11 protein-coding genes are annotated in these 11,960 nt (G+C 52.4%); 1 reads left to right on the top strand and 10 read right to left on the bottom strand.

The window, feature by feature from the left end:
- Nucleotides 1–31: 31 nt before the first annotated feature.
- On the bottom strand, nt 32–964 hold the full coding sequence (locus IDAT_RS05030) for a M23 family metallopeptidase (protein WP_034731368.1): 933 nt from the start codon (nt 962–964) through the stop codon (nt 32–34).
- 68 nt (nt 965–1,032) lie between these two features.
- On the opposite strand from IDAT_RS05030, the gene IDAT_RS05025 reads away from it, so the two are divergent.
- Nucleotides 1,033–1,506: a DciA family protein gene (locus IDAT_RS05025; protein ID WP_034731357.1), complete on the top strand. Its 474-nt coding sequence runs from the start codon at nt 1,033–1,035 to the stop codon at nt 1,504–1,506.
- Between the two features lie 11 nt (nt 1,507–1,517).
- Here the strand turns inward: IDAT_RS05025 and lpxC are convergent, their stop codons facing one another.
- The 9 genes from lpxC to murD all read right to left on the bottom strand — a co-directional run bounded on the left by lpxC (nt 1,518) and on the right by murD (nt 11,941).
- A complete protein-coding gene (gene lpxC / locus IDAT_RS05020) occupies nt 1,518–2,432 on the bottom strand; it encodes a UDP-3-O-acyl-N-acetylglucosamine deacetylase (RefSeq protein WP_034731354.1) in 915 nt (304 codons plus the stop codon).
- 133 nt (nt 2,433–2,565) lie between these two features.
- Complete coding sequence (gene ftsZ / locus IDAT_RS05015) at nt 2,566–3,780, bottom strand: cell division protein FtsZ (RefSeq protein ID WP_034731352.1); 1,215 nt, start codon at nt 3,778–3,780, stop codon at nt 2,566–2,568.
- Between the two features lie 64 nt (nt 3,781–3,844).
- Nucleotides 3,845–5,077 (bottom strand): cell division protein FtsA, encoded by a 1,233-nt coding sequence (gene ftsA / locus IDAT_RS05010; protein WP_034731349.1) that lies wholly within the window; start codon nt 5,075–5,077, stop codon nt 3,845–3,847.
- 5 nt (nt 5,078–5,082) lie between these two features.
- Nucleotides 5,083–5,853 (bottom strand): cell division protein FtsQ/DivIB, encoded by a 771-nt coding sequence (locus tag IDAT_RS05005; RefSeq protein ID WP_034731346.1) that lies wholly within the window; start codon nt 5,851–5,853, stop codon nt 5,083–5,085.
- Nucleotides 5,854–5,856: 3 nt separating this feature from the next.
- Nucleotides 5,857–6,771: a D-alanine--D-alanine ligase gene (locus IDAT_RS05000; RefSeq protein WP_034731344.1), complete on the bottom strand. Its 915-nt coding sequence runs from the start codon at nt 6,769–6,771 to the stop codon at nt 5,857–5,859.
- Nucleotides 6,768–8,249: a UDP-N-acetylmuramate--L-alanine ligase gene (gene murC / locus IDAT_RS04995; RefSeq protein WP_034731814.1), complete on the bottom strand. Its 1,482-nt coding sequence runs from the start codon at nt 8,247–8,249 to the stop codon at nt 6,768–6,770. The genes IDAT_RS05000 and murC overlap by 4 nt, the downstream gene beginning before the upstream one ends.
- Before the next feature lie 11 nt (nt 8,250–8,260).
- A complete protein-coding gene (murG, locus tag IDAT_RS04990; RefSeq protein ID WP_034731342.1) occupies nt 8,261–9,325 on the bottom strand; it encodes an undecaprenyldiphospho-muramoylpentapeptide beta-N-acetylglucosaminyltransferase in 1,065 nt (354 codons plus the stop codon).
- Nucleotides 9,322–10,575: a cell division protein FtsW gene (gene ftsW / locus IDAT_RS04985; RefSeq protein ID WP_034731340.1), complete on the bottom strand. Its 1,254-nt coding sequence runs from the start codon at nt 10,573–10,575 to the stop codon at nt 9,322–9,324. Before ftsW ends, murG begins: the two co-directional genes overlap by 4 nt.
- Nucleotides 10,568–11,941 carry a UDP-N-acetylmuramoyl-L-alanine--D-glutamate ligase gene (murD, locus tag IDAT_RS04980; RefSeq protein ID WP_034731338.1) on the bottom strand — a complete coding sequence of 458 codons (1,374 nt, stop codon included), beginning with the start codon at nt 11,939–11,941 and terminating at the stop codon, nt 10,568–10,570. The genes ftsW and murD overlap by 8 nt, the downstream gene beginning before the upstream one ends.
- Between the last annotated feature and the right edge of the window lie 19 nt (nt 11,942–11,960).

Here is an 11,960-nt window from a genome sequence, read left to right as displayed (position 1 = left end):
ATTTTACCTGTTTTAGAATGACTACGAAGCGCTACTGCGCTTCGCGATACACATATTTGCGCGGGTCAATCTGGCGCCCATTGCGTAATACTTCATAATGCACGTGCGGCCCGGTGGAGCGTCCCGTGCTACCTAGAATGGCAATTTTTTGCCCACGAGTGACCACATCACCCGCTTCAACTAATAACTTTTCACTGTGCCCATAACGGGTTTTCAGGCCGCCGCCGTGGTCAATTTCGACCAATAAACCGTAACCATAGCGCTCGCCGGCCCAAGTGACGACACCAGCACCTGTCGCTATCACCGCGGCATTTTCTTCTAAGTTGGCAAAGTCGATACCGTGGTGCATGGTCGGTGAGCCGTTAAACGGGTCTTTGCGCACACCGTAGTGTGAACTTAACCAACCACCTTCAACCGGGCGCCCAGCAACGTAGCTCTCTGCTGAGATATGATGACTCATCAGCACAGATTCAAGTACGGTCAGTTGATTTTGTTTCTCTTCGAGTTGCGCAAGTAAAGCATCAAGCTCACCGACAACATCACCAGCAGCAACTTCTGGCGCCTCTAAAATGGAAGCTTCAGGGCCACCGATATACTCGAGTTCAGGATCACTGGTGAATTCATCAGCTGGGATATCTGCGACACCGGCGAGACGTTCACTGATTTGATCGAGTTGACGCAATTTCGCGCGCATCTCACCCAACTGCATGGTCATTGCCGTGAGCTTTTTTTCGGTTTCAACTTTAATCGCTTTGACCGCTTCAGTTTGCGCGGCTAACTGCACTTGTTCGGCGCTAATTTTGGCGCGTACTTGGCCAGCATCGAGCCCCATCAACCCTTGCCAGGGCTGCAAAAATAGCAACACCGACGCTAGCGTAATACCCATCAAAGTAAAGGTACGACGGCGACTCAAGCGTAGTGCAAATTTGACTTTGGAGCCTTTGTAGAAGACTGTTAAACTCATGCAACCTCTCGTTGCTCGTTACCGATAAAAGGTACGAATTTAGCTAAAAGGAACTTTGGTAGAGCATCATGGCGCGCCGTCGACCGAAACACTTACAACAGCTCTTTGGCAGTCAGCAATTACAACAATTTGCTGACTTTACCGAGCAATATCAGCTCTGGCAACAGCTACTTAGCGACTGTTTACAAGAAACATCGTTAGCTGAGCTCGCAGCGAGCTGCGAGGTGATTGCGGTTCGCGCACCGTCCCTTATTATTCAGGTTTCTTCGGCTGCCATTGGGCAGCGGATAAAAACCGAGCAAGGGCGCATTATAACGCATTTTCAAACTCATGCTACGCCTGCGGTTGCTTCTCTTGAAGTGCGCATTCGCCCTAGTCGCCAAGCAGTCGCCCCAGAACCACGTAAAGCGCCACAAAAAAACACGCCAAAAGAGTTAGTTACCGAGTCAGAAACGGTGAAGAAGCTACGCGAACAAGCGGCTCTTTGTGAAGAGCCGCTGCGGTCGCAATTATTAGCTTTAGCAGATAAGTACAGCGGCTAACGCCGAGAGCGTTACGCCGTTGCAGTGTTGGTGAACGCGATAGGAGCTTCAGTGGCTTCGTCTTCGAAGGTGACGAATTCCCAAGCTTCTTGATTTTGCAGAACTGCACGCAACAACTGATTGTTCAAAGCGTGACCTGATTTAAAGGCGCGTAAATGCCCTAAAATCGCATGACCACCCATATACAAATCGCCTACAGCATCTAAGATCTTGTGCTTGACGAACTCATCGTCATAACGCAAACCATCGCTGTTCAAAATGCGGAACTCATCTAACACCACCGCGTTATCGAAGCTGCCGCCTAAGGCTAAATTGTTGGCGCGCAAGAATTCGATGTCTTTCATGAAACCAAAAGTACGCGCACGGCTGATTTCTTTCATAAAGCTGTGCGTACTAAAGTCCATGCTTACCACTTGGTTAGTGTCCGCAATCGCCGGATGGTCGAAGTCGATGGCAAAGTCGATGCGGAACCCATTATGGGGTAGTAGTTCCGCCCACTTGTCATCTTCTTCGACACGAATCGGCTGTTTGATTCGGATAAACTTTTTCGCTGCGCCCTGTTCTTCAATGCCCGCACTCTGGAGCAGGTAAATAAACGGATGCGAGCTACCGTCCATGATTGGAATCTCATGGCTGTCAACTTCGATAATGAGATTGTCGATACCCATTGCGGCAATCGCAGCAAGCAAATGCTCTACCGTCGAAACACGCACGTTATCTTCATTGATCAAACACGTACACATACGGGTATCGCGCACCAACTCAGCGTCGGCACGAATATCAACCGCAGGTTTCAGATCGACACGACGAAACACCAAGCCGGTATTCGCCGGCGCAGGGCGCAATGTCAACTTCACCTTATTACCCTTATGCAAACCCACACCTGTGGTCGCAATAGGTTGTTTAATAGTGCGTTGTTTCATCATTTGGTCTCGTTCTCACTATCTTGTCTGACCAGTAAAAGGCGCAATAGTTTACCGAAAATTCGCGAAAACTGCAATTTTGTACAGTTGCTTACGAATAATTTACGCTTTTACACCCACTTTTTGAGCCGCTAAGTTAGTCTACTTGGCGGCGCAAAAAAGCTGGAATGTCTAGATAGTCCATATCTTTATTACTGCTCGATTGCGGCTTACTTGCCGGTTTTTCCAGCTGTACTTCGTACTCTTCTTGTTCCTGCTCGTCTGGTTCGTTATCAAGTACACGCGCTGTCGCTGCACCGCCACCTTGATAACCAGAACTACGACCGTAGCTGGTTTCACGCGCTTTGTCGCGGCTGTTGTTAACCAGCGAGATGTCTGGCTTGCGCTCAGCACCAATACCGGTGGCAACTACGGTGACGCGCATCTCTTCAGACATATCTGGGTCGATAACGGTACCGACGATAACGGTCGCGTTTTCAGCGGCAAAAGCTTTCACGGTACTACCAACGGTTTCAAACTCGTCGATGCTCATGTCCATACCAGCGGTAATGTTCACTAGTACGCCACGGGCGCCAGAAAGATCGATGTCTTCCAACAGTGGACTGTTGATTGCCATCTCTGCGGCTTCTTGCGCTCGTTCTTCACCGCGCGCAACACCGGTACCCATCATCGCGGTACCCATTTCACGCATGACCGCACGCACGTCGGCAAAGTCGACGTTGATCAAACCAGTACGGGTGATCAAATCGGCAATACCTTGCACCGCGCCAAGCAATACGTTATTGGCAGCACTAAAGGCGTCCAGCAAGCTGGTGCCCTTGCCTAAGACCTTCAACAGTTTTTCGTTTGGAATGGTGATCAGCGAGTCAACGAAACGCCCCAATTGCGCGATACCTTCGTCGGCAACTGCCATCCGCTTGCGCCCTTCAAATGGGAACGGCTTGGTGACCACGGCCACGGTTAAGATGCCGAGTTCACGCGCAACTTCCGCAACCACTGGCGCAGCACCGGTACCGGTACCACCGCCCATACCTGCAGCGATGAAAATCATATCCGCACCTTCTAGGTGCTTCTTGATCTCTTCGCGCGACTCTTCTGCGGCTTGACGACCGATATCAGGATTCGCGCCAGCACCGAGTCCTTTGGTGATGTCGTTGCCTAATTGAATGGTCACGTGGGCACCATGGTTACGCAATGACTGCGCATCGGTGTTGGCAGCCAAAAACTGCACACCCTCAATAGATTCGCTGATCATGTGCTTCACGGCGTTACCACCGCCACCACCTACACCGATCACTTTAATGACTGCATCGCTGTCAAAATTGTCAAGTACTTCGAATACTTCAGACATGTTGTTTCTCCTTTTACCTGCTTATTGTACTACCCCAAAAAACTTTTCCAAAGCGTTGATTTACTTAGAATTCACCTTTAAACCAACCGTGCACGCGTTTCCACATACCGATGACGTTATTGTCTCGCGCTTCTTCTTGGCGCGATTGTATGTCTTGCTGGCCGTAGCGCAGCAAACCGACCGCCGTGGCATAGGTTGGATCTTGCACGTAATCACTCAAACCGTGCATACCCAACGGCTCGCCTAAGCGAACTGGCATCTGAAAAATTTCTTCGGCAAATTCAATGGCACCTTCCATGCGACCACAACCACCGGTTAACACGATACCTGCGGCAATTTGCTCATCTAAGCCACTTTGCTGGATTTCTTCACGAATCAATTCGAACAATTCTTGGTAGCGTGGCTCTACCACCTCAGCCAAGATATGCCGCTGCATCACCCGCGATGGACGCCCACCTACCGATGGCACTTCGATGTTGTCGTCTTTACTGACCAATTGGCACAGCGCGCAGGCATACTTGGTTTTAATTTCTTCAGCGTGATTCAGCGGGGTACGGAAGATCTTCGCAATATCACTGGTCACTTGGTTACCCGCCGCTGGAATCACCGCGGTGTGGCGTAGTACCCCACCGGTATAAATACAAATATCAATGGTGCCGGCGCCCATATCGACCAACGCCACACCTAAGTCTTTCTCATCATCAGTCAGCACCGAGTGGCTCGAAGCCAGTGCGGAGAAAATCAAACGGTCGACACTCAAGCCACAACGCTCAACGGCCTTCTCGATATTTTTAGCCATGTCATTAGCGCAGGTGACGATGTGTACTTTGGCTTCCATGCGCACGCCAGACATGCCAATCGGACTTTTGATGCTTTCTTGCGAGTCGATGACAAATTCTTGCGGTAACACATGTAAAATGCGGCGTTCTTGCGCAATAGGTACCGATTTAGCGGCATGAATCACGCTATCAACATCGTCTTGCGTCACTTCTGCTTCGTTGATCGGCACCATGCCACTTTCGTTTTGACAGGCGATATGACGACCAGAAATATTCAAATAAACCGAAGCGATGCGACAGTCGGCCATCAACTCGGCTTCTTCTACCGCGCGTTGAATTGACTGCACCACCAGGTTCAAGTCATTCACGCCGCCTTTGTCCATGCCACGCGCTGCGGCTGCGCCAACGCCAATTACGCTAATCTCGCCGTCAGGCATGAGCTCGCCAATCAGCGCCACCACTTTGCTGGTGCCGATATCCAAGCCAACGACCATATTCCGCTCTGTTGCTTTTGACATGCCTTTTAACTCTCTTGTTGTTGTTCTGCTGCAACTTCTTCTTTACTGCGCCAGCGCACCGCAACACCGGTGTCGTAACGCAAATCCACTGACTCCAGCGGCAACTCTTTGTGCTTTTCTAACTGCGGATACAAATCAATAAATCGCTGTATCCGTTCTAATAAGGCTTCGCGCCCTAACCGCAGTTGCAAACCATTTTGCAAAACCAGCTCCACCGCAAAACGTTCGCTTAACTCCAACTGCTGTACCTGAAAACCATTCAAACCAAGTAGCTCGCTGGTGTTGCGGTATTGCTGCACCACTTCAGCTATGGCGTGTTCGGGGCCCGACAAGTACGGCAAACTCTGTTCCAGTACTGACTTGTCGGCGTAAAACACCTCACCTGCTTGGTTCACCAACGCGTCATCGCGCTGGTTCGCATTCCAATGGGCAAGCGGCTTCTGCTCGACCAAAAACACTTTCAAAATATCCGGCCATTCCTTGCGCACCGACGCTTGTGCGACCCAAGGCATAGCTTCTATGCGTGCCCGTATTTCATTCACGTCGGCTGAGAAAAAACTCCCCAGCGGTTCGCCTAACAAGGTGGTGCGCACATCTGCTGGCGTTACATACTGCAACTCGCCTTGCACCACCAGTCGCTTTAACGGTACTTCCTGAGCGTCCATGGCGGTGTAGTACAACCACCCAATGCCCGCTAAGGTGCCGATCACCACGACTGCGAAAAAACTCAACCCCGCCCAAAACTGCCATGTAATTGTGCGTTCGCTCGCAGCCATACATCAGCTCTCACAACGACGTAAAATCTCAACCACTAACTCGGCAAAACTCATACCAGCCGCCTTGGCTGCCATGGGTACTAAACTTTTTTCGGTCATGCCTGGCACCATGTTTGCTTCGAGCAAACGAAAATTGCCAAATTTGTCGCACATCACATCTATGCGTCCCCAGCCTTTGCCGCTTAAACAAGCAAACGCTTCTTCTGCAAGTTGACGCAGGGCCATTTCTTCCAGATCTGACAAGCCCGCAGGACAATGATATTGCGTGTCATTGGCTTGGTACTTGGCATCGTAATCGTAAAATTCATGGGTGGTTTGCAAACGAATCGCTGGCAATGCTTGGTCACCCAAAATGGCCACCGTATATTCCGGTCCCGCCAACCAACTCTCGACCAAAGCTTCGGCGTCAAATTCATGTGCCAAGGCAATCGCCTTATTTAAGCCCGCAGCATCTGCCGCCGAGCTCATGCCAATGCTTGAACCTTCTTGCGCTGGCTTCACCATTACTTTGCCGCCGAGTTCTTCTAACAGGTGCTTAGCATCGTAAGCTTGACCCTTGCGGATCACGCGACTGGTCGCCACTGGCAACCCAGCCGCTTGCCAAATTTGTTTGGTTTTCACTTTGTCCATTGCCAAAGCACAGGCCAATACCCCACTGCCGGTGTACGGAATCCCCAAATAATGCAGCGCGCCTTGAATGGTGCCGTCTTCGCCGCCACGCCCGTGCAAAACATTAAAAGCTCGCTGAAAACCTTGTTCTTTTAGCTCGGCGAGCGGGTTATGCGCTGGGTCAAACGGATGTGCATCAACGCCGGCTTCGCGCAACGCTTTGGTCACGGCGTGACCGGAACGCAGACTCACTTCGCGCTCGGCCGAATCACCGCCCATCAATACTGCTACTTTGCCAAATTCACTCATGCCTGCGCCTCCTTGAATGCAGCACCTGCGGCTCTCAACGCCTCAGGTTGCAGTGCGGTCGCTGCGAGATCTTTGGCAATGGCACCAATGTTGCCGGCACCTTGTGCGAGCACGATATCCTGCGGTTGCAGTAAGTCCGCAAGTACCTTCATCAATTCGCCGCGGTCACCGACATAAATCGGTTCAACTTTGCCGCGCAAGCGCAACGATTTTGCTAACGAACGGCTGTCTGCGCCTTGCACTGGTGCTTCGCCAGCACTGTAGACATCTAGCAACAGGAGCACATCAACTTCCGATAGCACCGAGACAAAATCGTCGTATAGGTCGCGTGTCCGCGAGTAGCGATGCGGCTGGAATGCCATCACTAAGCGATGCTCGGGCCAACCGGCACGCGCCGCAGCAATGGTTGCCGCGACCTCGGTCGGGTGATGACCATAATCATCAATCAACATCACCTCGCCTGCTTTACCCTCACGGGCGCAGGCGAAGTGACCCAAATTCTGGAACCGTCGACCGATACCGCCAAACTGTACTAAAGCTCGCTGGATAGCGGCATCGTCAATGCCCTCATCGGTAGCGACCGCAATCGCCGCCAAGGCATTCAGTGCGTTGTGATGCCCTGGCAGATTCAAGGTCACCTCAAGCGGTTGCCGACCATCGCGTAACACCGTGAAGTGGCTCTGACCACCCTGCTGGCGATAATCGCTGCCGCGTACATCAGCATCATTATTAAAACCGTAAGTGGTGATGTGACGACCAATGCGCGCGCGTAACTCGCGAATCACTGGGTCATCAATACACATTACTGCTAGGCCGTAAAACGGGAGGTTGTGCAAAAACTCGAGATAGGTGTCGAGCAAGCGGTTAAAGTCACCGCCGTAGGTATCCATGTGATCCGCTTCGATGTTGGTAACCACCGCCACCATCGGTTGCAGATGCAAGAACGAAGCGTCGGATTCATCAGCTTCGGCAATCAGGTACTTACTACTGCCCAAGCGTGCGTTGCTGCCAGCGCTATTAAGCAAGCCACCGATAACGAACGTCGGATCCAGCTCAGCCTCGGCGAAAATGCTAGCGATTAAACTGGTAGTCGTGGTTTTGCCGTGGGTACCGGCCACCGCGATACCATGACGGAAGCGCATCAGTTCAGCCAACATCTCGGCGCGTCGCACTTGCGGAATACCCGCTGCCTTGGCGGCTTGCAATTCGACATTGTCGGCGCGAATTGCCGAACTCACTACCACTACGTCTGCCTGTGCGACATTTTCTGTCGCATGACCAATCGCAATACACGCACCTAGATTACGTAACCGCTCGGTATTGGCATTCTCCGCCATGTCCGAGCCGCTGATGCTGTAGCCTTGGTTCAGCAACACTTCGGCAATACCGCCCATGCCGGCACCACCGATGCCAACAAAATGAATACGCTTCACGCGCCGCATTTCCGGCACGCTCACCACGGTGAAAGGCGTTTTCATTGCGTTGCTACTCATAACCATTGCTCACATCGCTCCACTACTACTTGCGTTGCTTGTGGACGCGCCGCTGCTTGCGCATTCCGCCGCATCTCACTTAATTTTTCGGGATGTGCCAACCAGTCACGCAACAGCGCCACCAATGGCTCAATTTGTTCTAATTGCGGTTGGGGTAACACCACGCCAGCCCCAACTCGCTCGAGCTCCTGTGCATTGGCAGTCTGATGATCATCGACAGCATGTGGCAATGGCACAAAAATCGCTGGGGTACCGACAACGGCTAACTCACTTACCGTTAGGGCGCCAGCGCGACAAATCACAACATCAGCTTCGGCATAGGCAGCATGCATAGCATCGATAAACTCCAGCACGGTCACCGCAGCAATACCGCTTGCCGCATAGGCCGTTTCGACTTCAGCGACACGCCCTTTACCGCACTGATGCACGACTTGCAGCCGCTCAGCTTGGTCTAACTGGTGAAGCGCAGCCGGTACTGCTTGATTCAACGCTTGGGCGCCGAGGCTACCGCCGACCACCAATACTCGCAGTTTGTCACTCGCAGCTGGCGCACTTGCCGCGGCCCACTCGGCGCGCAACGGATTTCCTGTCACTTCGGCACCAGGTAACTGCTGTTGTGCCGCAGCAAAGCCGACCATCACATGGCTGGCAAAGCGCGCCAGCATTTTATTGGTCATGCCCGCCACGGCGTTTTGTTCATGCACCAACAACGGGATCCCTGCAGCTTTCGCCGTTAATCCCGCGGGACCGCAAACATAGCCACCAAAACTCACGACCAACTGGGTGTTGTTGCGGCGATAAATTTTACGACATTGACCAATGGCTTTAAGCATGCGCAATGGCATTGCTAATTTGCGCAGCAAGCCATGGCCGCGCAGCCCTTGCATGCTAATTTGCTCTAGCGCAAAACCAGCGGCCGGTACCACGCGCGCTTCTAAGCGCTGCTCAGTGGTGCCTAACCAAGTGATGTTGTGGCCTTTGGCGCGCAATTGCTCAGCGACTGCCAGTGCCGGAAACACGTGACCGCCGGTTCCGGCGGCAGCGATGACGATGTGACTCATACGCTATTCCTCCGCCGTCTGATACCCGAACGTGGCGCTGCTTTCACGGTTCTCTTGCGCTGCTCGTAATCGATGCGCAATAACAATCCCAGCGCAATACAGCTGACTAGCAAGCTGGTGCCACCGTAGGATACAAACGGCAAAGTTAGGCCCTTGGTCGGCAGCATGCCTGCTGCCGCGCCGATATTGACCAGCGCTTGGAAGGCAAACCAAATGCCGATGCCATAGGCGACGAAGGCGCCAAAGCGCTCATCGAGACGTAAGCCGCGACGGCCAATTAATAATGCCCGAATGACCATGGCAAACACCGCCACTAAAACGCCCACTAAACCGAGAAAGCCAAGCTCTTCGCCGACCACCGCCATAATAAAGTCGGTGTGCGCTTCTGGCAGGTACTGCAATTTTTGAATACTGTTGCCAAGTCCTTGCCCCAGCCAATCACCGCGGCCAAATGCCATGAGCGACTGGGTCAACTGATAGCCGCTGCCAAAGGGGTCTTCCCAAGGATCTAGAAACGAGGTGACGCGCTTCATCCGATAGGGTTCTTTGATGATCAGTAAAGTAACGCCCAGTGCTAGCACAATCGAGATCGCAAAGAACTGCCACAAGCGCGCGCCAGCTAAAAACAACATGCCGACCACGATGGCGATCATCACTGCTAGTGAACCGAAGTCTGGCTGCATCAGCAGCAATACCGCAAAAAAGAACAGCACCACCAGTGGCTTAATAAATTCGCGCAAATTCTCTTGCACCAAGTCAATGCGCCGCGCCAAATAACTACTCAGATAAATCACGAAAAAGAATTTCGCGAGTTCGGCGACCTGCAGCGTCATAGGTCCGATTTTGATCCAGCGGCGCGCACCGTTCACTTCATGACCGACTACCAACACCACAATCAATGAGGCTAATGCTGTAAGGAGCAAGCCAGCACTGCCTTTGAACCACCAGTCCGAAGGAATCTGTACGGTAATAGCTAGTAGTCCCAAGCCCAAGGCAACATAAAGGCTGTGGCGAATAACGAAATGGAATGGATTGCCGGTCAGACGCTCAGCAATCGGAAACGACGCCGAACTCACCATGATAAAGCCGAATGCCATCAACCCTAGCGCTAGCCATAACAGCGCGCGGTCGTAGAGTACGCTCTCTTCAGGGAGCCACCACTCTTGCAACCGCTGCCATAAACTTGGCTCGATTGCACCTTGCTGAATGCCTAATTCAAGTTGCTGTTCAGTGCGCGCTGTTTCAGCCATGCGTCACCTCCGCAACCTGTGCAAGCACCGCCGCTTTAAACATTTCGCCGCGTTGTTCATAGTTTTTGTACATATCGAGACTGGCGCAGGCCGGTGCCAACAATACCGTGCTGTGTTCGATGGCCTGTTGTGCCGCTGCCGCAACCGCTTGGCTCATATCGCTAACGCGAATGGCTGTACCGGCATAATGTTGCGCTACGCGCTCGGCATCGCGGCCAAGTACAATCAATTCATCGACTTGTTTCAAGGCGGTACGGAACACACTAAAATCAGCGCCTTTTCCGTCGCCACCAGCGATCAAAATCAACTTGCCCTGCACTAATGGGCGGAGTCCTTGAATAGCCGCTTCTGCTGCTCCAATGTTAGTCGCCTTGGAATCATTCACCCAACGCACACCAGCGGCTTCAGCCACCAATTCGCAACGGTGCGGTAAACCAGTGAAGTTACGCACGGCGTCAAGTACGGTCTGCGGTTCAATACCAAGGGTCTGCACTAAAGCCAGTGCCGCTTGGATATTCAATAAGTTGTGCACGCCACTGAGCTTTAACTCAGAAGCCCGCAATAGCGCTTGATCGCGGTAGTACAAAGTGGCTTCACTATCGTCAAACTCTAGGCCAAATAAGCCTGGCACTTCGAGTTCCGCACTATCACTACCAAAGCTAAGTTGTTGCTCAAACGCTAAATGGTCGGGTGCGGTTAAGCGCTGATCACGATTCCAGATACCGGTGCTAGCGTTGTTGTAGATCCGATGCTTGGATTGCACGTAGTGCGCACGACTTGCGTAGCGATCCAGATGATCATCGCTAATATTCAATAAGGCCGCTGCGTGTAACCGTAAGTCATGCATCGTGTCGAGCTGAAAACTTGACAGCTCGAGTACATAGACGTCGACATCGGCAGCCAGCACGTCGAGCATCGGAATACCGATATTACCACCCATGGCAACCTTTTTGCCGGCAGCACTGAGTAACTCAGCCGTCAGCTTAGTGACCGTTGATTTGCCATTCGAGCCGGTAATACCCAGCACTGGCGCCTGTGCGTACTGGGCAAAAATATCTGCATCACCTACCAGTGGGATATCAGCATCTGCAGCCATCTGTAACGCCGGATTGCGCAGGTCTAAACCTGGACTCACTACCAATAGGTCACAGGCCAACACTTCAGCAATATCGAGCACCCCTGTGAATAACTTCAAGCCAGCTTCTTGCACCAGTTGTAACGCCGGCGCTGGTGGCTGCTCACGCGTATCAAAAACGACTGGACGCAACCCTTGTTGCAGCAAAAAGCGCACACACGACAGCCCTGACTGGCCGAGACCAACCACGCCAATGCTGTCATAATTGTCGAGTGCTGCTAAATAGCTCATTGCTGCGTCTGCATCCCGT

Source organism: Pseudidiomarina atlantica, from assembly GCF_000753735.1.
GTDB classification, from domain to species: domain Bacteria; phylum Pseudomonadota; class Gammaproteobacteria; order Enterobacterales; family Alteromonadaceae; genus Pseudidiomarina; species Pseudidiomarina atlantica.
The sequence above is the reverse complement of the archived record's forward strand: the minus strand, read 5'-3'. Positions and strand labels throughout refer to the sequence as shown.